The organism is Brevundimonas mediterranea, assembly GCF_014196125.1.
GTDB classification, from domain to species: domain Bacteria; phylum Pseudomonadota; class Alphaproteobacteria; order Caulobacterales; family Caulobacteraceae; genus Brevundimonas; species Brevundimonas mediterranea.
The window spans coordinates 343,185-364,222 of the sequence record NZ_JACIDA010000002.1; the positions used below are offsets into that span (position 1 = coordinate 343,185).

Sequence of the window (21,038 nt, forward strand, 5' to 3'; positions counted from 1 at the left end):
TGCGCTCGACGAGCTGACACTTCCCCCGCAAGCGGGGGAAGGTCTGTTGAGAGGCGACGCCGGCCTATTCCGTTCGTCATCTTGTCTATAGCTTTTCTACTGCCTTCCCTTAGCAAACATGGCCCCTCCCGCGCATTGACCCGCCGCATCTCCGCCCTGATATGGCCATGACCGCGAGGCGTTCCCCCTGACCGCGCGGTCGGAGACGACGATGTCCAAAGTCCTGACACAGGCCGGCCCTTATCGGCGCGGCGGACGATGTAGCGGCTAAAGCCGCCGATCCGTCAGATCCCCCCTAGGCCGGACGTCGAAGACGCCGGTTCCGCGCGCCATGCGCGCCAAGACACAATCATCAGGAAATCTCTCAATGCGCACCGCCTTCCGCGCCGCCTCTCCGGCGCTTCTCGCCACCGTCTCCGCCGTCGCCCTGCTGAGCGCCGCGCCCGCCTTCGCCCAGGAAGCCGCCCAGAATGAAGCCGCGACCGTCGACGAGATCGTCGTCACCGGCACCCGCGTGCCCAATCGCTCGCGCCTGGACACCCTGGCCCCCGTCGATGTGGTCACGGCCCAGAGCCTGCAGAACCGGGGCACGACCGAGTTCGCGACGGCCCTGGCCCAGTCCGTGCCGTCCCTGACCTTCCCGCGGCCCTCGGCCAACGACGGCAGCGACTCGATCCGTCCGGCGACCCTGCGTGGCCTGTCGCCGGACCAGACCCTGGTCCTGGTCAACGGCACGCGGCGCCACGCCTCGGCCCTGGTCAACACCAACGGCGTCGTCGGCCGCGGCTCGGCCGCCGTGGACCTGAACGCCATTCCGACCGCGGCCCTGGACCGGGTCGAGGTGCTGCGTGACGGGGCCTCGGCCCAGTACGGCTCGGACGCCATCGCCGGGGTGGTGAACCTGCGGCTGAAGGAGGCCTCCAGCGGCGGCGGCGCCAGCGTCACCTACGGCCAATATCTGACCACGGTGAAGACCGCGCGCGGCGAGCGCGACGAGGAGGACGGGGCCACCACCACCGCCTCGGCCTGGCAAGGGTTCGCCCTGGGCGACGACGGCTTCCTGACCCTGTCGGCCGAATATCTGAACCGCGAGTCCACCAACCGCTCGGACAATGACCCCCGCGCGGCCGCCAACGGCGCCGTGACCGCCCGGTTCGGCGATCCGGACGTCGAGCAGTGGACCGTCTTCGCCAACGCCGGCAAGGGACTGGGGAACGGCTGGGAGGCCTATGGCTGGGCCGGTTATCAGGACCGCGACAGTTCGGGCGCCGCCTTCCCGCGCCTGTCGGACAACGTCAACAACGTCACGGCCGTCTATCCGAACGGCTTCCTGCCCAAGGTGGCGGTCAATTCCCAGGACGCGTCGCTGGCCGGCGGCCTGCGCGGCGTCATCGCCGGATGGGACGCCGACGTCAGCCTGGTCTATGGCCGCAACGCGCTCGATTTCCGCACCGAGGATTCGCTGAACTCGACCTATGGGGCGGCGTCGCTGACCAGTTTCGATTCCGGCAGCCTGATCTATGACCAGCTGGTGCTGGGCGCCGACTTCAGCCGGCAGTTCGAGGCGGGTCTGGCGGGCGGACCGCTGAACCTGGCCTGGGGTCTGGAGCAGCGCTGGGAGAATTACCAGATCGAGGCGGGCCAGGCCGAGAGCTACAACCGCGGGCCGCTGGGATCGAACACGGCCCTGTCGGGCGGGGCCCAGGGCTTCCCCGGCTTCCAGCCGTCGAACGAAGTGGACGTGGATCGCGACAATTTCGCCGCCTATGCCGATATCGAACTGCCGATCACCGAGAAACTGACCCTGGCCGGGGCGGTGCGGTTCGAGGACTATTCCGACTTCGGCGACACCCAGACGGGCAAGCTGTCGGGCCGGTATGACTTCACGCCCAACTTCGCCCTGCGCGGCTCGGTCTCGACCGGCTTCCGCGCCCCGTCGCTGCAGCAGTCCTATTTCACCTCGACCTCGTCGGTGATCCAGGACGGGGCGGTGGTGGAGACCGGCACCTTCCCGTCGGTCAGCGCGGTGGGGACGGCCCTGGGCGGACGGCCGCTGAAGCCCGAGACCTCGACCAACTATTCGCTGGGCGCCGTGGTGCGGCTGGGGGCCTTCGATCTGACGGTGGACGCCTACAAGATCGATATCGAGGACCAGATCGTCCTGTCCGAACTGATCCGCGACCCGACCCTGCTGACCCCGCTGGGGGTTCAGGCGGCGCGCTTCTTCCTGAACGGGGTCTCGACCACGACGGAAGGGGTGGACGTGGTGGGCCGCTATCGCCTGCCGACCGAGAGCGCGGGCGACTTTGACTTCACTGTGGCCGCCAACTTCAACGACGTCTCGCTGGACACCGACCTGTCGACCACCCTGTTCGGCCGCCAGCGGATCCTGACCATCGAGGAGGGCACGCCGGACGTGAAGGTCTCGGCCGGCGCCGACTGGCGGCTGCAGAAGTGGGGCGCCACCCTGCGGGCCACCTATTACGGCGACGTGCTGCAGCCGGGGTCGGTCGCGGCCAACGACTATCGCACGGGCGAGAAGACGGTGATCGATCTGGAGGGCCGGTACCAGCTGACCGACCGGGTCGGGCTGGCGGTCGGGGCGGACAATCTGTTCGACGAATATCCGGACGCGACGCCCCTGGCCCTGAACTCGAACGGGGTGCTGGGCTATCCCTACAACTCGCCGTTCGGCTTCAACGGGCGGTTCGTCTACGCGCGGGTCAACCTGACCTGGTAGGCGGGCCTGGGCCGACCCTAGGCGGCTCGGACGTCGTCGATCCTGTGTTCGGCGGCGTCCATGGCCTGGTCCATGGCCGCATAGAGACGGGCCTGGGTGACGGGCTTGGCCACATGAGCGTCCATGCCGGCTGACAGGCAGCGCGCCACGTCCTCGGGCATGGCCTCGGCGGTCACGGCCAGGATGGCGGTTCCGGCCGCAGGCCCCTCCAGCGCGCGTATGGCCCGGGTGGCGGCGACGCCGTCCATCACCGGCATGCGGATGTCCATCAGCACCAGGTCGAAATCACTCGTCCGCACGGCCTCGACCGCCTCGCGCCCGTCGCAGGCCTCGGCGGTCTCGCAGTCGACGGCCTGCAGCATGATCCGCAGCAGGTCGCGGTTGGCGGGATGGTCATCGACGACCAGGACCCGCATGCGTCGCGCCTCCAGCGGCGGCGCCTCGACCGCAGGAGCGGCTGCGGCCGCCACGGCCTTGGCCGGGATCTCCACCGTGAATGTCGTCCCCCTGTGGGGCGTGCTTTCGACGGTCACGGTCCCGCCCAGCCGGTCGATATGGTTCTTGGCCAGGGCCAGACCCACGCCGGCGCCCTCATGGGCGCGGCTGGTGGTGGCGTCCGCCTGTTCGAACAGGCTGAAAATTCCGGCGAGAACATCCTCGGTCATGCCGCAACCGGTGTCATTGATCACGAAACGCAGTCGGTCGCCGACCCGCTCCACCCCGATGCGCACGCCGCCCTTTCCGGTGAACTTCACAGCATTGCTGCCCAGGTGGTGCAGAATCTGGCGCAGGCGTCGCCCGTCGGTCAGGACCAGGCCTTCCGTACCGGGAGCGAGGCCTACAGCGAAGTTCAGGCCCCGGACAGCGGCCCATTCGCGCGCTGGCCCGACGGCCTCCTCAATCAGGGTGGAGAGGTCCTCCGGCTTCAGGTCGAGCGCAGAACAGCCGTTCGACACCTCCAGCAAGTCCTCAATCAGGCGCAGCATGGCCTCACCGCACTGATGCACGGCCTCGACCTGACGTCGGCCCTCAGCGTCCAGTTCGGGATGTCGCGACAGCAGGTCCGCATAGCCGGTGATCCCGGTCAGGGGCGTGCGCATCTCGTGGCTCATCATGGCCAGGAAGCGAGACTTGGCGGCGTCGGCCTGTTCGGCGCGTTTCAAGGCGGCCAAGGCGGCTTCGGTGCGCACGTTCAGGCGGGCGACAAGGCGACGCCGTTCGGTCGACAGGGCGGTGATCGGCAGGGCCGTGCTCACCACGGCCAGGAGAAACAGATGAAGCACGTTCATCTGCCGCATGACGGCGGGAACCCCCTCCAGAGCCGGGTCCAAGGCCAGCCGGGTCAGAATAACGGGTCCATGGCCGGTGACGGTGGCGCCGGCTCCGATGACCGAGACCAGGATCACCGCCCCCGCCGTCCACGGCGGAGACAGGCGGAAGGCCAGCAGGATCAACGGCGGGAAGATGATGAACAGAATGGGCGCCAGGTTCTGACCGAAGGCCCACAAGGCTGCAGCGGCCACCAGGCTCATCAGAACGACGAACTCGGAGCGCGACGCCAGGGCGTCCTTGCGGAAGCGGTGATTGCGCGCGACCAGCAACAGGGTCGGCGTGACGATCATCATCGCCAGCAGCTCCATGTCGAACAGGTGGCGCATGCGGAAGCCGAGGCTTTCCAGCGGCGGCCGCCCGGCGATGACCGCGATCAGGCCCGCCAGCAGGGTGGTCACGGCGACGGCCGGAACCCCTGCCCCGACAGCGAAACGGAACAGGCGAAGCGGACGCCGCATATCGAGGGCCGCCCCGCAAAGGCGGCGAGCCAGCAGAGCCGCGATCCCCACCTGCAGCAGGTTCAAGGCGACATTGGTCACCGCGAACAGGAGAGGGTCGCCCCGGACGATATTGCTGGCCAGATTGATCAGGACGCAGCCGACCATGACCCCCATGGCCTTGTCCCGGCGCAATTGCAGGACCGCCGCCAGCAGTATGGCGTTGGCGGGCCACATCACGGTGGCGTGCAGGGCCGCGATGCTCCACTGGCCCAGCAACTGACTGGCTATGAACAGCAATACGTAGAACCAGGGCGGCGGGCCTGCCTCCCGACCGGCGTCATGGCGGAAAAACCGCCAGCGCCCGCGCCCCAGACTCGATCTGCTCCGACTCATAGTAGCAGGCTGGGCCAAAGCCCTTAGAATTCCGTTCTTTAAAATCTAGGTAGAATTGCGCACCTGGAGGATCCCAACACGGAGCGGCCAATGCTCAGGCGTTTTCAGAGATCCGCCCGCTCTTTCCTCAGTTGCGGTCCGGCGGCGGCAAGCCTTATCGTCTCCAGGGATCTGGCGCGGAAACGGCTTGCCGGCGCCCTTGTAGGAACAATTGTGCGGCGACCTGCCGCCTTCGGAGCGTCCAGATCATGCGTCTACTGTCTTCCGTCGCGGCCATCGCCGTCCTGAGCTTGGCTGCGCCTGTCCTGGCGTCTCCGGCCGTCGCGCAGCAAGCCGCGCCCCCCGCAGCGCCGGCTGAGGAGGCCGGCAGTCCCGACGAGGCCGCCTTCGAGGCCCGCGCAGAGGCCTTCGGCAAGAGCATGGAATCCATGTCCGCCGAGATGGAGGCCGCCGCGACCCAGGCGGACAAGGCCAAGGCCGCGACCGACCTCGCCGCCATCCAGGCGCGTTACGACTCGGAGGCCGCGTCTTTCGCCGCCGAGGTTCAGACCTTCGCCGTCGACCAGGGCGCATCCGCCGAAGAGGTCGCTGCGGCTGTGGAGCAGATCAAGTCCGTTCCGGCCATGGTCCGCGCCCAGATCGCCGCCAAAACCGCCTCTGCGCCGCAGTAGCGCCGCGTCTTACCGCGATTTCACTTGAGGCGGAGCGGCCTTGGGCGGAGTTTGTACGGGTCATCAACGGGGAAACTCCCATGATCCGCGCGCTCAGCCTGACGGCCGCCCTGGCCCTTCTGCCCCTCTCCTCGGCGCTCGCCCAGAATGCGGCGTCCCAGAATGCGGCGTCCGAGGCGGCGCCGGCCGGGGCCGTGGCTCACGACCCCGACTCCGCCGAAGCGCGGCTCGAAGCCGCCGCCGACGCCTTTGAGGCGCGGATGGAGGCTTTCGGCAAACGGGCCGAGGCCATTTCCGAAGACCCGAATCTGAGCGAGAGCGCCCGCGGCCAGAGCATCGCCGCCCTCTGGTCCGCCTATGCGCCGGACGTCGCCGCCTTCACCGCCGAGGCCACAAAACACGCCTCGGAACTGGCCGCCGAAGCCCTGAAGGACATCGACGTCGACGCCCTGGTCGAAGACGCCCTGAACGACCCCGAGGTCAAACGGGCGATGGAAGAGGGGATGCAACAGGGCGTCGCCGCCGGAACCGGCATCGCCCGCAACAGCGCCTGGACCAATCCCGATCCCGAACAGATGGTGACCTATGGTCTGATCGCCCAGTATGCGATGGACCAGGCCGCGGACGCCGTGGTCTCGGAGGAAGAGGCGGAGGATGTGGCGTCCATCGCGCCGCCTGAACCGCCGCAAGCCCCCCAACCGCCGGCGACCTGACCCGGTTTCGCAGTCCGCGTCTGATGAAGGCGTCGCCCGGCCTTGACCGCCGCCGCCATTACAGCGACATCGCGCCGCATGTCCGCCCTCCCCGTCGATCCGCACCTCTATTCGACCTTCCTGGGGGTGATGGCGGTCATGGCGATCACGCCGGGGCCCGCCAATCTGTTCGCCGTCGCCACGGGGGTGGAGAAGGGCCGGGCCTCGGCCCTGGTCGGGGTCGTCGGCATGAACTGCGCCACCCTGGTCTGGTTCGCCGCCGCCGCCCTGGGCCTGGGCGCCCTGGTCAAGGCCTTCCCCGACGCCTTTCGCCTGATCGCCGTACTGGGCGCCCTCTATGTCGCCTGGCTGGGGGTCAAGGCCCTGCGTGGCGCCTTGCAGAACACCGCCCCGACCGATCCCCAGCAGCCCGATCATGCCGTCGCGGTGCGCAAGGGCCGCAGCGCCTTCGTCGACGGCTTCGCGGTCCAGATCGCCAACCCCAAGGCCATCCTGTTCTTCACTGCCGTCCTGCCGCCGTTTCTGGACGTCGAACGGCCTGTGGCGCCGCAACTGGCCCTGTTCGCCCTGGCCGTCATCGGCATGGATATGATGTCGATGAGCGCCTATGCCCTGTCGGGCGCCGCCTTGTCGCAGCGAATGCAACAGCCCCGGTTCCGGCGCGGCTTCGGCCTGTTCGTCGGCATCCTTTTGCTGACGGCGGCCGTACTGATCGTATTGCGGCTCTAGACGCAGCCCGGCTTCGTCCTAGATTGGTGGGGAACATGGCCGTTCATGCGCCGTTCAGCCGCCAGCGCGCCCGAATGGGCGATCAAGGAGTCGATTCATGAAAGCCCTATCCAGAAAGACGCCGGCGCTCAGAGCCCTGGCGATGACGGCTGTCGCGGGATTGGCCCTGGCCGCCTGCGCCACCGCCACCCCCTATCAACCCGCGGGCCTCAATGGCGAGCGCGGCGGCTATGCCGAACAGCGGGTCGAGAACAACCGCTATCGCGTCAGCTTCGCCGGAAACTCGGTGACCTCGCGCGAACAGGTCGAGATGTCGCTGCTGCTCCGTTCGGCCGAACTGACGGTCGAGAGCGGCTATGACTGGTTCTCCACCGTCAACCGCGCCACCGACCGCGACACCCGCTACGTCACCACGCCGGACCCCTTCTACAGCCGCTACAACAGCTTCTACGGTCCCTACTGGGGTCCGTCTTGGCGCTATTACCGCGGCGGTTTCTGGAGCCCGTGGAATAGCTGGGGCGGCGACGATTTCGACACGCGCCAGATCGACCGGTACGAGGCCAACGCCGAGATCATCATGGGCCGCGGTCCCAAGCCGGCCGGCGACCCCAACGCCTTCGACGCCCGCGAAGTGGTCCAGAACCTGTCCTCGCGCGTCACCCGGCCGCCGGTGCGCTGAGGCGCAGACGAGCAAAAAACAGGAAAGGCCCGGAACTGCGGTTCCGGGCCTTTGTCGTTTCAGGTCGCGCCCGCCTATTTCATGGCCGCCAGGGCGTGGCCGGCGATCAGGGCGTCGGCCAGGCCGTGCGGATTGCGGACATTGTAGTTCTCGGTCGTCACCACCACGACCGTGTCCAGGTCCGGAACGATCACCACCTTGTTGCCGCCGGTCCCCGACATGCTCCAGGCCGGATGGGCCACGCCGTTGACCTGATAGGTCGGCAGCCAGACCAGATAGCCGTAGTCGCCCTTTTCCGCGTCCACCGTGGAATGCGGGGCGGTCATGGCGCGCGTGAAGGCCTGGGGCAGAACCTGACGGCCGTCCCAACGCCCCTGGTTCAGCAACAGCTGGCCCAGCGTCAGCAGATCGCGGCTGCGCAGGCCCAGGCCGCCGCCGCCCTGGGCCAGACCCGTCGGCGAGGTCTGCCACTGCTCACCCTCGATTCCCAGCGGGCCGAACAGGGCGTCGCGCGCAAAGGCCTGAAGCGGTTCGCCCGTCGCCGCCTGGACCACGGCGCCCAGGGTGGTCACGCCGGCGGTGCAATAGCTGAAGGCCCGGCCATAGGGCTGGTCCGCCGGTTTGGGGATCCAGGCCGGAAAGCCGCGGATCGGCAGGTCCATGGCGAACTTGACCCAGTCCTCGATCAGATACATCCGCTCCTCATTGCCGCGCGAGAAGGAATTGTCGTCGTCGCATTCCAGCAGCGAGCTCATGGTCAGCAGGTCCTCGACCGTGATCGCGGCCTTGCGCGGGTCGGGATTGTCGAACGGCCCATGGTCGGCGACGAAGGGCAGGATCGGGGCGTCGATGCTGGCGATGTCGCCGCGGGCGACGGCGGCGCCGACCAGCATGGCGGTGACGGTCTTGGTCACGGAGCGGGTGTTGCGTCGGCTTTCACGACCCGCGTCATCGAAATAGACCTCGTGGACCAGTCGGCCGTGACGGGCGATCAGGATGCTGGTGATCTTCTGGAAGGTCCCGGCGCGGACGGCGGCGTCCATGGCCGCCAGCCCCTCGGCCGACACGGCCTGGCTTTCAGGCGAAGCCACCGGCCAGGCGGGTTCGGCGAGCACCGGAGTTGAGACGAGCGCGAGACTGAGTGTCGCGAGAAGCAGATGACGCATGACGGTCCTTGAGGGGAAGAGACAACGACCGCCTGTCCCACGGCGGCGCGACAGGCGTCTTGAACAGGTGAAACCGCGCCGGCGCGGCGGCTAGGCGAACAGGGCGCGATAGCGGGCGGGAGTCAGACCGTAAATGGCCCCGAACTCTCGCGTCAGGTGGCTTTGATCCGCATAGCCCGCGCCCAGGGCCAGTTCGGCAAGATCGCGTCCCCGCGCCACCTGGGCCGCCGCCCGATCTGCTCGCACGGCCCGAATGGCGGCCGACGGAGACCGCCCGAAATGGCGGCGATAACGCCGGGCCAGGGAGACGGGATGGACCCCGACCATTTCAGCGACGGTCGCCACCTCCAGCCCCGGCTGGTCGGCCAGGTCGTGCAGCACCTGATGCGCGCGCAGCAGCCACTCCGGCGCCGGGTCCTCGTTCAATTCGACCGGCGACAGGACCGCCGCCGCCAGGTCCAGGGTCAGCCCCTCCATGACGACCGCGTCGCCCGCCGCGAACCGGCCGGCCACCCCGACCAGACGCCGCGCGGCGCTCTCGGCCCGCAGACCCCGCAGTCGTAGCGGATCGCCCTGGCCGGCGCCCTTCGGCGGATCGAAACTGATGGACAGGAAGCGACCGCCGGCGACGTCGAAACAGTCCCGATGCTCGACCCCCGGCGGGTTCCACACCAGGGCGCCGGGGCCAAAGGCGGCGCCCTTGGGCGTCAGCGGGTCATGGGCCAGGCTGCGGTAGCCGTCGTCCAGCGCCAGGACGAAATGGGCGTCGTCATGGGCGTGCTGTTCGACGCCTTCGGGCGGCCGGCTGGCGATCCACAGGCCGACGCGAAAGCCACCGGCCTGGACCGTCCGCGAGGCGGCGCCGAAGAAGTCGCCGGACGACAGATGGGGCCTGGCCATGAACGCAACGCCTTCCTCGACGCCCCGCGTGCGACGCCCCCATCATGCGCGGAACCGGACAAAAGAAAAGGTCCGGAACCTGGGTTCCGGACCTCAAACTCTCGGCGCCTGCGTACCCCGGACCTAGTCCAGGCTGCGCTTGATCTCTTCGACCGTGAAGCACTCGATGTAGTCGCCTTCCTTGATGTCCTGGAAGCCTTGGAACTGCATGCCGCATTCCTGGCCGGCCGTGACTTCGTTGACCTCGTCCTTGAAGCGTTTGAGCGTGTTGAGCACGCCCAGCTCCAGAACCACCACGTCGTCGCGCACGATACGGACGCGGGCGCCCTTGCGGACCACGCCTTCCGACACCCGGCAACCGGCGATCTTGCCGATCTTGGAGATGTCGAACACCTGCAGCACGGCGGCGTTGCCCAGGAAGGTTTCCCGTTGCAGCGGCGCCAGCATGCCGGACAGCACGCCCTTAATATCGTCCAGCAGGTCGTAGATGATCGAATAGTAGCGGATCTCGACGCCCTCGCGCTCGGCCAGATCACGCGCCTGTTTCGACGCACGGACGTTGAAGCCCAGGATCGGCGCCCCGGCCGACTTGGCCAGGTTGACGTCGCTCTCGGTGATGCCGCCGGCGCCGGAATAGACCGTGCGGGCGCGCACCTCGTCGGTGCTCATCTTGTCCAGCGAGCTGACGATGGCTTCGGCCGAACCCTGCACGTCCGCCTTGATGACGACCGGCAGTTCCGAGACCTTCTTGGACTGCAGGCGGGACATCATGTCGACCAGCGACACGGAACCGCCCGAGACCTGGGCCTTTTCGCGCTTCACCCGCTGACGGTATTCGGTCAGCTCGCGGGCGCGGGCTTCGGATTCCACCACGGCGAAGACGTCGCCCGGAGACGGGGCCTCGTCCAGACCCAGGATCTCGACCGGGACGGACGGACCGGCTTCGGTCAGCTGTTCGTTGCGTTCGTTCAGCAGGGCGCGAACCTTGCCCCACGATCCGCCGGCCACGACGATGTCGCCGCGCTTCAGCGTGCCGCGCTTGACCAGGACGGTGCCGACGGGGCCGCGGCCCTTGTCCAGCTTGGCCTCGATGACCACGCCCTCGGCCGAGCGATCGGCGTTGGCGCGCAGGTCCATAACCTCGGCCTGGACCAGGATGGCTTCCAGCAGGCCGTCGAGGTTCATCCGCTCCTTGGCCGAGACCTCGATGATCTGGGTCTCGCCGCCCAGGTTTTCGGCGATGACTTCGTGCTGCAGCAGTTCGTTGACGACCTTCTGAGACGTCGCCCCCGGCTTGTCCATCTTGTTGACCGCGACGATCAGCGGGGCGCCGGCCGCCTTGGCGTGCTGGATGGCCTCGATGGTCTGCGGCATGACGCCGTCGTCGGCGGCCACGACCAGCACCACGATGTCGGTCACATTGGCGCCGCGCGCCCGCATGGCCGAGAAGGCGGCGTGGCCCGGGGTGTCCAGGAAGGTGACCTTCTGGCCGTCATCCAGGCGCACCTGATAGGCGCCGATATGCTGGGTGATGCCGCCGGCTTCGCCGCCCGCGACGTCGGTGGTGCGCAGGGCGTCCAGCAGCGAGGTCTTGCCGTGGTCGACGTGGCCCATGATGGCCACGACGGGGGCGCGGACATCGGCCGCTTCTGCGTCGTCGGCGTCGCCCAGGAAGCCGAACTCGATGTCGGATTCAGAGACGCGCTTGACCGCCATGCCGAACTCCTCGGCCACCAGTTCGGCGGTGTCGGAGTCGATCACGTCGTTGATCTTCATCATCAGGCCCTGTTTCATCAGGAATTTGATGATGTCGACGCCGCGCACGGCCATCCGGTTGGACAGCTCCTGCACGGTGATGATGTCAGGGATGACCACTTCGCGCGGACGGTTGGGCGCGTCGGTGGAGCCGCCCTTGCGCTTTTCCTTCTCGCGTTCGCGGGCGCGGCGGACCGAGGCCAGCGAGCGCATGCGCTCGGCGGCGTCGCCGTCGCCGACCACGGACTGGATGGTCATGCGGCCTTCGCGGCGCTTCGGCTCGCCGCGCGTGCGGCTGACCGCCTTGCCGGCGTCGGAGAAACGCTTCTCGCGATCGTCGTCGCGACCGACCGGACGGCCGAAGCCGGCGCCGGGCGCACGGGCCGGACGCAGAACATTGGCCTCGGCCGGGGGGGCGTTCGGGGTCGGACGACCGCCAGGGCCGGTGCGCGCGCCGCCGGGACGGGCGGCGCCGGGGGCCGGACGCGGATTCAGGGCCGAATAACGGACCGGCTCGGCCGGCTTGGCGCCTTGCGGACGACCTGCGCCGCCGGGGGCCGGACGGGCGCCCTGGGGACGGTCGGCCTGCGGACGATCGGTCTGCGGGCGATCCGTATAGGACCGTTCGCCGCCGCCCATCGCCTGTTCACGGGCCGAACGACCGCCGAAGGCGGGACGCTCGGGGGCCGCGCGCTGCGGATTGCCGGGCTTGGGCACGCGCTGGCCGAAGTTGACCACCGGACGGGCCGGAGCCGCCGGACGGGCCGGAGCGGCGGGTGCGGGGGTCGGCGCCGGAGCCGGCGTCGTCGTGGCTGTCGGGGCGACCGGAGCCGGAGCCGGAGCCGGAGGGGCGGCGACGGGCGCAGCCGGCTTGGCCGCGGGCTTGGCCGGAGCGGCGGGCGCCGCGGCGGTCAGTTTGGCGGCCTCGGCGCGTGCGGCTTCGGCTGCAGCCTGAGCCGCGGCGGCCTCGTCGCGCGCGGCCTTGGCGGCGCGTTCGGTGGCGGCGGCCTGTTCGCGCGCAGCGGCGTCAGCCGCAGCCTTGGCCGCAGCGGCGGCGTCGGCCTTGGCGGCGTTGGCCTGGGTGGCCATGGCGATGGCGCGGCGACGCGCTTCCTGCTCTTCGGCCGACAGCGCGCCCCCGGCCGGTTGCGACGGCCGCTGACCTTGCGGACGGTTTTGCGACGACTGCTGCGGACGCGCCACGTCGAAGCCCTGCGGGCGTTGCGGCCCGCCGGCGCCGGGTCGACGCTTGGTCTCGACCACCACCGTCTTGGACCGCCCGTGGCTGAAGCTCTGCTTGACGGTCCCGGTCGGGACCGATCCCACAACGCGCGGCTTCAGGCTCAGCGGAGCGCGCGGCCCCGTCTGGGACGGCGCGCCGCCCGGAGTGCCCTGGCCCGAACCCTGGCCTTGGTTGGTCTTGTCGTTTTCGTCGCTCATACGGTCGCTTTAATAGGGGCGGAAAATCCCGCCGTCGTCTCAATGCACATGAACGACCGTGAGCCCGTCTCCGCCCTTGGAGACAGGCCCTCGGCCGCCAAAATCCTCAGCTCGCCCCACCTTTATCAAGGTCAGTCGGGGTTGCTCCCGCCGATCCGTCCCCGTCCCTGGGAATATCCCAGTGAGCGGGGCGAAGCGGCCGAAATCCAGCCAGTCGTTCGACCTCCATGGTCCACCGATCGGCCCGTCCGCCCGCAAGCAGGACGGCGTGTATCGCATTTTCCAGCCCAAGGGCCAAACTCAAATCGTCCACAGTGAACGCGCCGCAGACTTTCGCGGTCTGATGGCGGGCCAGAGCGAGGATTTTGCCACGCCCGTCGGCCGAGCCGTCGGCGGCCTCGATCACCCATGCGACCTTGCCGGCCCGCAGATTGGCGGCGGACTTTTCGAAGCCTGAGATAAGCACGCCTTCGCGCCGGGCAAGACCCAGCTGGTCGAGACAGCGCCGGAACAGCAGCCGTTCGACGACATCGGCCAAGTCGGCCGGGGCGGTCAGCTTGGTTTTGGCCGAGCGGGTGAAGCCGTTCTTCTTGACCGCCGTCTCGATCGAGGCGCGGCTGGCTTCGACCCACAGGCCGCGTCCGGGCAGTTTCCTGCCCAGGTCGGGAACCACCTGGCCATCGGGCCCGGCGACGAAACGGATCAGGCGAGATTCGTCCATGACCTCGTGAGAGACGAGGTCCCGGCGTTCCCGATCAATCGTTGCGTCGCGCAAGCTCATATGTGGCCAGGTCTCCCATCACGCGTTCGACGGTTCGGAGTCGTCCTCGGCGAGGACCTCCGTATCGTCGGAAGCGTCGTCTGAACCGTCGGCGTCGGCTTCGGTTTCAGCCGGCGCGTCGCCGAACACCTGGTCCGGGTCGTATTCGCCGTCGGCGAAGTCTTCCTCGGCCTCTTCCGGCGCGGGCTGCGGCAGTTCCGAGGCGTCGATCCAGCCGGCGGCCACACGGGCCTGCAGGATCAGCATTTCGGCGTCTTCCTGGGCCAGGTTGAAGCTTTCCAGCACGCCCGGGACCTTGACCCGTTCGCCGTTCTTCACTTCGTAGCCGCCGCGGATTTCGTCGGTGGCCAGGTCGGCCAGATCCTCGACGGTCTTGACCCCGCCTTCGCCCAGGGCGACGGCCATGGCCAGGGTCACGCCCGGAACCTGCAGCACGCCGTCCTCGACGCCCAGTTCGACCCGCTTGGCGTCCAGCTCGGCGGCCTTGCGGTCCAGGAAGTCGCGGGCGCGGGCCTGCAGCTCCTCGGCGGTCTCCTCGTCGAAGCCCTCGATTTCCGAGACTTCATAGGGATCGACATAGGCCAGGTCTTCGACCGTGGCGAAGCCTTCGGTGACCAGCAGCTGGGCGATGACCTCGTCAACGTCCAGGGCTTCCTGGAACAGGCCGGTGCGCTCGCTGAACTCGCGCTGGCGGCGCTCGGAGTCCTGAGACTCGGTGATGATGTCGATCTGCCAGCCGGTCAGCTGCGAGGCCAGACGCACATTCTGGCCGCGGCGGCCGATGGCCAGCGACAGCTGTTCGTCAGGCACGACCACTTCGACGCGGCCGGCTTCTTCGTCGAGCACGACCTTGGAGACTTCGGCCGGGGCCAGGGCGTTGACGATGAAGGTCGGCTCGTCCGGGTTCCACTGGATGATGTCGATCTTCTCGCCTTGCAGTTCGGCGACGACCGCCTGAACGCGCGAGCCGCGCATGCCGACGCAGGCGCCAACGGGATCGATCGAGCTGTCGTTCGACAGGACGGCCATCTTGGCGCGCGAGCCCGAGTCACGCGCGGCGGCGCGGATCTCGATCACGCCGTCGTAGACTTCCGGCACTTCCTGGGCGAACAGCTTGGCCATGAAGCCGGGGTGGGCGCGCGACAGCATGACCTGCGGGCCCTTGGCCTCGGGGCGGACGTCGTAGATGTAGGTGCGGATCCGGTCGCCGATGTTGAACACTTCGCGCGGGATGGACTGGTCGCGGCGCATGACGCCCTCGCCCCGGCCCAGGTCGACGATGGTGTTGCCGTATTCGACGCGCTTGACCGTGCCGTTGACGATCTCGCCGACGCGATCCTTGAACTCTTCGTACTGGTTGGCGCGCTCGGCCTCGCGGACCTTTCCGGTCACGACCTGGCGAGCCATCTGGGTCTGGACGCGGCCGAACTCGAACGGCGGCAGGGTCTCGACATATTCCTTGCCGACCACGGCTTCCGGATCGCGCTTGGATGCGTCGGTCAGGCGCACCATGGCGCTGTCGTTGAACTCTTCCAGCTCGTCTTCCGGCTGCCAGTCGTCCTCGACGATGGTGACGTGACGGGTCAGGGCCAGTTCGCCGGTCTTGTGGTCGATCTTGGCGCGGATGTCGTGATGGGCGCCGTAACGCGACTTGGCGCCCTTCTGGATCGCCTCCTCGATCGCCTCGATGACGACTTCGCGCTCGATGTTCTTCTCGCGGGCCACGGCCTCGGCGATCTGCAGCAGTTCGAGGCGGTTGGCGGAAATACCGGTGACGGCCATCAGGCGTTGTCCTCAGAAGGGGTCGTGGTGTCGGTTGTCAAATCAGCAGCCTCGCCTTCCGGCAGGCCGTCGTCTTCAGGTTCGCCGCGTGCGGCGCGAATGGCGGCGCCCCGTTTCATCAGGGCGTCGGTCAGGACCAGTTTCGCATCGCTCAACCAGTCGAAGGGGATCAGGGCGGTTTCGTCCTCGCCGTCCAGATCGACCAGGACATTGCCGTCCTCATAGCCGGCCAGAACGCCCTTGAACCGCTTGCGGCCCTCGATCATCCGGTCCGTCTCCAGCCGCGCCTCCTCGCCCTCGAACAGGTCGAAGTCGATGGGACGGGTCAGGGGCCGGTCGATGCCGGGCGACGAGACTTCCAGCATATATTCGCCGGCGATGGGGTCGGCGGCGTCAAACACCTCCGACACGGCCCGGCTCAGCTTGGCGCATTGCTCGACCGAGATGTCGCGGTCGGACGGGCGTTCGGCCATGATCTGCAGACGCTGGCGCTTGGAGCCGGTCATCAGGCGGACGCGCACGATCTCGAGACCGAGCGACTCCGCAATGGGGTCGATCAGCTCGAGCAGTTGGCGGTCCTGGGCGGTTCTTGCGCGCAAGCGGCGATTATCCAAAACAAAAGCGGCGGTCCGTCCGGGCCGCCGCTTGGAACGACGCCGTTGGACGCCGGTCTAACGATGTGGAGGGCCATATAGGCGTTTCACATTCGCTTGTCAGCCCTCTTTGTGTCGGGGGCGCGGGCGTTGGGCTCAGATCAGCGCCAGCCGCCCCAGATAATCCATCTTGCTCAGCGGCACGCCTTCCTTGCGCAGGATGGCGTAGGCGGTCGTGACGTGGAAATGGAAATTGGGCAGGACGAAGCTGGTGAGATAGCCCAGGCCGTCGAAATTCATCTCGCGGTTCGGCGTCTTCAGCTTCACCGGCCGGGTCTCGGCCCCGACGAAGGCGGCGGGGTCCACGCTCTCGATGAAGGCGAGGGTGCGGGCGATCCGATCCTTCAATTCCGCGAAACTCGTCTCGTCATCGGCCATGGCCGGATTGTCGACGCCGGCCAGCCGCGCCACGGCGCCCTTGGCCGAGTCCGACGCCAGTTGAACCTGGGCGGACAGGGGGCGCATGTCCTCGTGAAGCCGGGCCTGGATCAGGACGGCTTCGTCGAAGCCCTCCGCCGACGCCTTGTCCAGAAAGCCGGACAGGTTGGTCAGGCCGCGCACGAGGATGGGCGAGGCGACGTCGTAGATCGAGAAGGTCATTCCAGGGTTCCGGCCAGGGCTTTGGTAAGGAGGCCATAGCTGGGCGGTTCATCGCCGCCGCGCCAGCCCCCGCTCCACCTCCGGCCCTAGAATTCTTCCCAGCCCTCCGAAGCAGGTGCGGCCTGAGGTGCGGCCTCGACCTTAAGCGCCGCGCCGCCGCGACCGAGAGTCTTCAGGGCGGCGACCATAGGGTTCGAACGGGCGGGAGCCGGGGCGCTGGGCCTCGACGCAGCGCGGGGCGCGGGCGCGGAGGCGTGGGCCGACACGGTTTCGCCGACCTTGAACTGGGCCACCGAGGCCTGCAGGGTCTCGGCCTCCTGGGCCAGGGAATGGCTGGCGGCGGTCGATTGCTCGACCATCGCAGCATTTTGCTGAGTGACCTGATCCATCTGGTTCACGGCCGTGTTGACCTGGGCCAGGCCCACGGCCTGTTCCTGGGCCGACGCCGCGATCTCCGACACCAGGCCGTCGATCTCGGCGACACGATCGACGATCCGTTGCAGGGCCTCGCCGGTCTGACCGACCAGTTTGACGCCCGACCCGACCTGGGTGGTCGAGGCCGAGATCAGGGTCTTGATCTCTTTCGCGGCTTCCGCCGACCGTTGGGCCAGGGCCCGGACTTCTGACGCCACGACCGCGAAACCACGACCGGCCTCGCCGGCCCGCGCCGCCTCGACGCCGGCGTTCAGGGCCAAGAGGTTGGTCTGGAAGGCGATCTCGTCGATGACGCCGATGATCTGATTGATCTGCGCCGAGGAGCCCTCGATGGCCTGCATGGCCGTGACGGCGTCGCGAACGATGGTTCCCGAGGTCTCCGCGTCCCCCTTGGCGGATTGAACCACGTCCGAGGCCTGGCGCGCGCCCGAGGCGGTCTTGTTGACCGTGGCGGTGATCTCGTCGAGCGCAGCGGCGGTTTCTTCAAGCGAGGCCGCCTGTTGTTCGGTGCGGCGCGACAGGTCGTCGGCGGCCTGCGAGATCTCGCCGGCGCCCGAGCGGATGCCCGCCACATTGCCCAGCACCACGCCCATGGCCTGCTGCAACTGCGCGATGGCGGTGTTGAAGTCCGACTTCAGCTTGGCGTAGTCGCCGGGGAAATCATGGGTGATATTATAGGTCAGGTCGCCGCGCGTCAGGTGTTCCAGGCCTTCGCCCAGGGCCGCGACCACGGTCGCCTGCTCGCGGGCCAGGGCCTCGGCGGCGCGCTGGTTGCGGGCCCGCTCCTCGTCCGACTGGTTGCGCAGCGCCGCGCCCTCGGCTTCGAGCTGCATCTTCTCGATGGCGGCGTCGCGGAAGGCGATCAGGGCGACGCCCATCTGGCCCAGTTCGTCCCTGCGCTGGGCGTGCGGCACGTCGATCGTGGTGTCGCCGGCCGACAGCCGCCCCATCCGGTCGCCCATGCCCGACAGGGCGCCGACGATGGACCGCGCCACGACAAGGCCGGCGGCCAGGGCGGCGATGGTCGCCACCGCGATGGCGATCAGGGTGGTCAGCGCCGCCGCATTGACCTTTTGCGACGCCCGCGCCGACTCCTCGGCGGTCAGTTCGACCTTGGCGTTGGTGAAGGCGGTCAGTTTCGGGATCAGATCCGCCATCCTGGCGTCCATCTCGGTCAGCACGGGACGCCCCGCCACCGCGTCATTGGCCAGGCCCAGCTCGACAGACCGCGCAGCCAGGGCGCGGACTTCGTTCAAGGGGCCGCGGAAGCCCTCGATCTCGTCCTTCCAGTGCGGCGCGATGGATCCCGCCTCCGCCAGCAAGCTCTCGATCGTCTCGATTTTTTCCTTCGCCTGATCGGCCGCCTGGCGCGCCTCGGCGGAGGCGCCGTCATAGACGAAGACCTTGTAGGCGTCGTAGCCGAGGCCCTGAAGGGTCCGGTTCACCCGGATCATCTTCACCAGGGCGACGTTCTCCACATCGACCAGCCGGCTGTAATCGGCGTCGATCTTCTTCATCTCCCAGGCGCTGTAGGCGGCGCCCCCCAGCCCCACCAGGGCCAGCAGGACCAGGGGCACGATGATCTTCACGGCGATCTTCGTATCGGACAGGATCTTGTTCAAGGCCATCTCCAGGCGCCAAGGCAAGGACAGGATTCAAGGATTTTGAACCCTGGCTTCAGGCGCTCCGCTGGGCATGCGGCACCGGAGGAACGGACAATCCAGTCCCCAGGAGCGACACAGGGGTGAAGCCTGAAACCTGGGAGAATGTGGCGTCCCGGATCGGGACGAATCGTAAACTCGGGGTTAGGGCAAACTACATATATCGCCGCTCTCTAAGTGGCGGCCTGCGCCTCCGAGGTCAGAACTCTTCCCAACCCTCGGACTCGGCCTGGGGCTTGGGCGCCGCGCCGCCACGACCGGTGGTCTTCAGCGCCTGAACCAATTGGCGGGCCGGCGCCGCGCGCGCCGGCGTCGGTGCGGCGACCGGCGCGGCGCCGCTCGTCCCGACCTTGAACTGGGCCACCGAGGCTTGCAGCGACTGGGCTTCCTGCGACAGCGAATGGCTGGCGGCGGTCGACTGCTCGACCATCGCAGCATTTTGCTGAGTGACCTGGTCCATCTGGTTGACGGCGGTGTTGACCTCGGCCAAGCCGATGGCCTGTTCCTGGGCCGAGGCCGCGATTTCCGACACCAGGCCGTCGATCTCGGCGACACGGTCCACGATCCGCTGCAGGGCCTGGCCGGTCTGACCGACCAGTTTGACGCCCGAGCCGACCTGGTGGGTCGAGGTCGAGATCAGGGTCTTGATTTCTTTCGCCGCCTCGGCCGAACGCTGGGCCAGGGCGCGGACTTCCGACGCCACGACCGCGAAACCGCGACCGGCCTCGCCGGCGCGCGCCGCTTCCACGCCGGCGTTCAGGGCCAGCAGATTGGTCTGGAAGGCGATCTCGTCGATCACGCCGATGATCTGGCTGATCTGTTCGGACGAGCCCTCGATCGCCTGCATGGCCTGAACGGCGTCGCGAACGATGACGCCCGAGGTCTCGGCGTCGCCCTTGGCGGCTTGGACCACGTCCGAGGCCTGACGCGCGCCCGAGGCGGTCTTGTTCACCGTAGCCGTGATTTCGTCCAGCGCAGCGGCGGTCTCTTCCAGCCCCGCCGCCTGTTGTTCGGTGCGACGCGACAGGTCGTCCGCGGCCTGCGAAATCTCGCCGGCCCCCGAACGAATGCCGGCGATATTGGCCACCACCACAGCAACGGCCTGCTGCAGCTGGGCGATGGCGGCGTTGAAGTCCGACTTCAGCTGCGCCGCCTTGGGCGCGAACTCGGCCTCGATCCGATAGGTCAGGTCGCCGTCGGCCATGGCCGACAGCCCCTGCCCCAGGGCTTCGATGGTGACGCGGTCGGCCTCGGCCTCGGCGGCCTTCTCGGCCTCGCGCGCGGCGCGCTCCTGTTCGCTCATCGAGCGTTGCGACAGGGTCTCGGCCTCCAGTCGGTCCTTCTCGATGGCGGCGTCGCGGAAGATCGCCAGGGCCGAGGCCATCTTGCCGATCTCGTCGCCGCGCTTGACACCGGGAATCTCGGAGGTCTTGTCGCCGTCCGCCAGACCGCGCATGCGCCGTTCCAGCGCCACCACCGGGGCCGACACGGACCGGCCGATGAACCAGCCCGTCGCCCCGACCGCCAGCAGCACCAGCAGGGCCATGGAGCCCAGGGCCAGGGCCGCCTTGCCCACGGCCGCCGCGATCTGGTCCGTGTAGACGCCCGAGCCGATCACCCAGCCCCAGGGCGCGAAGCCCTTCACATAGGAGATCTTGGGCGAGGCCCCGTCCTGGTTCGGCTTGGCCCACTGATAGTTGACGAAACCCTCGCCGTCCTTCTGAACCACGGCGACGAATTCCTTGAACATCAGCACGCCGTCGGCGTCCTTGTTCGCGCTCACGTCCTTGCCGTTCAGCGCCGGCTTCATCGGGTGCATCACCATGGTGGGATGCATGTCGTTGATCCAGAAATAGTCGTCGGCGCCGTAACGCATGGCCCCGACAGCGGCCTTGGCGGCGTCCTGGGCCTGATCGCGCGTCAGCCGGCCGGCCGCCTCCTCGCCCTGATAATAGGCGACCACGCTGTGGGCGATCTCGACGCCCTTCTTCGTGCGGTCGGCGATCTCGTCGCGCATCACCGCATCCAGCCGCATCAGGGAAAGACCGGTCACGAGCAACAGGCCCGCCATGGTCACAAGGGCGAGGAGATTGATCCGCCCGCCGATCGTCAGCGTCTTCATGGTCCCGTCCCCCAATACGATTCGGGACCATTTCTAACCAAGTTCG

General features: G+C 68.2%; 15 protein-coding genes. 5 read left to right on the plus strand and 10 right to left on the minus strand.

Annotation, left to right across the window (positions count from 1 at the left end; translation table 11 throughout):
• The first annotated feature begins 367 nt into the window (after nt 1–367).
• On the plus strand, nt 368–2,740 hold the full coding sequence (locus tag GGR11_RS10555) for a TonB-dependent receptor plug domain-containing protein (RefSeq protein WP_183196821.1): 2,373 nt from the start codon (nt 368–370) through the stop codon (nt 2,738–2,740).
• A gap of 17 nt (nt 2,741–2,757) precedes the next feature.
• Here GGR11_RS10555 and GGR11_RS10560 read toward each other — a convergent pair whose 3' ends face one another.
• Nucleotides 2,758–4,809, minus strand: coding sequence for a response regulator (locus tag GGR11_RS10560; RefSeq protein WP_183196822.1), 2,052 nt, complete (start codon nt 4,807–4,809; stop codon nt 2,758–2,760).
• Between the two features lie 344 nt (nt 4,810–5,153).
• On the opposite strand from GGR11_RS10560, the gene GGR11_RS10565 reads away from it, so the two are divergent.
• From GGR11_RS10565 to GGR11_RS10580, 4 genes are all read left to right on the plus strand, one after another.
• Nucleotides 5,154–5,576, plus strand: coding sequence for a hypothetical protein (locus tag GGR11_RS10565; protein ID WP_183196824.1), 423 nt, complete (start codon nt 5,154–5,156; stop codon nt 5,574–5,576).
• 80 nt (nt 5,577–5,656) lie between these two features.
• Nucleotides 5,657–6,289 (plus strand): hypothetical protein, encoded by a 633-nt coding sequence (locus GGR11_RS10570; RefSeq protein WP_183196826.1) that lies wholly within the window; start codon nt 5,657–5,659, stop codon nt 6,287–6,289.
• Nucleotides 6,290–6,367: 78 nt separating this feature from the next.
• Nucleotides 6,368–7,018 carry a LysE family translocator gene (locus GGR11_RS10575; RefSeq protein ID WP_183196828.1) on the plus strand — a complete coding sequence of 217 codons (651 nt, stop codon included), beginning with the start codon at nt 6,368–6,370 and terminating at the stop codon, nt 7,016–7,018.
• A 97-nt stretch (nt 7,019–7,115) separates the two neighbouring features.
• Entirely contained in the window at nt 7,116–7,697 is a 582-nt protein-coding gene (locus GGR11_RS10580; RefSeq protein ID WP_183196830.1) for a CC0125/CC1285 family lipoprotein, read from the plus strand.
• Between the two features lie 74 nt (nt 7,698–7,771).
• Here GGR11_RS10580 and GGR11_RS10585 read toward each other — a convergent pair whose 3' ends face one another.
• From GGR11_RS10585 to GGR11_RS10625, 9 genes are all read right to left on the minus strand, one after another.
• Nucleotides 7,772–8,863 (minus strand): serine hydrolase domain-containing protein, encoded by a 1,092-nt coding sequence (locus tag GGR11_RS10585; RefSeq protein ID WP_183196833.1) that lies wholly within the window; start codon nt 8,861–8,863, stop codon nt 7,772–7,774.
• Nucleotides 8,864–8,953: 90 nt separating this feature from the next.
• A complete protein-coding gene (locus GGR11_RS10590; protein ID WP_183196835.1) occupies nt 8,954–9,763 on the minus strand; it encodes a helix-turn-helix domain-containing protein in 810 nt (269 codons plus the stop codon).
• 123 nt (nt 9,764–9,886) lie between these two features.
• Nucleotides 9,887–12,958 (minus strand): translation initiation factor IF-2, encoded by a 3,072-nt coding sequence (gene infB, locus GGR11_RS10595; protein WP_183196837.1) that lies wholly within the window; start codon nt 12,956–12,958, stop codon nt 9,887–9,889.
• Between the two features lie 106 nt (nt 12,959–13,064).
• Entirely contained in the window at nt 13,065–13,739 is a 675-nt protein-coding gene (locus GGR11_RS10600; protein WP_183196839.1) for an RNA-binding protein, read from the minus strand.
• 18 nt (nt 13,740–13,757) lie between these two features.
• The gene (nusA, locus tag GGR11_RS10605; RefSeq protein ID WP_183196841.1) at nt 13,758–15,521 is read right to left on the minus strand and encodes a transcription termination factor NusA; all 1,764 of its coding nucleotides are present in this window, start codon (nt 15,519–15,521) and stop codon (nt 13,758–13,760) included.
• The gene (gene rimP / locus GGR11_RS10610) at nt 15,521–16,120 is read right to left on the minus strand and encodes a ribosome maturation factor RimP (protein WP_183196843.1); all 600 of its coding nucleotides are present in this window, start codon (nt 16,118–16,120) and stop codon (nt 15,521–15,523) included. The genes nusA and rimP overlap by 1 nt, the downstream gene beginning before the upstream one ends.
• 150 nt (nt 16,121–16,270) lie before the next feature.
• Nucleotides 16,271–16,774: a DUF1993 domain-containing protein gene (locus GGR11_RS10615; protein WP_183196845.1), complete on the minus strand. Its 504-nt coding sequence runs from the start codon at nt 16,772–16,774 to the stop codon at nt 16,271–16,273.
• A gap of 86 nt (nt 16,775–16,860) precedes the next feature.
• Entirely contained in the window at nt 16,861–18,837 is a 1,977-nt protein-coding gene (locus tag GGR11_RS10620) for a methyl-accepting chemotaxis protein (RefSeq protein ID WP_183196847.1), read from the minus strand.
• A 232-nt stretch (nt 18,838–19,069) separates the two neighbouring features.
• Nucleotides 19,070–20,992 carry a methyl-accepting chemotaxis protein gene (locus GGR11_RS10625; protein WP_183196849.1) on the minus strand — a complete coding sequence of 641 codons (1,923 nt, stop codon included), beginning with the start codon at nt 20,990–20,992 and terminating at the stop codon, nt 19,070–19,072.
• Nucleotides 20,993–21,038: the final 46 nt, after the last annotated feature.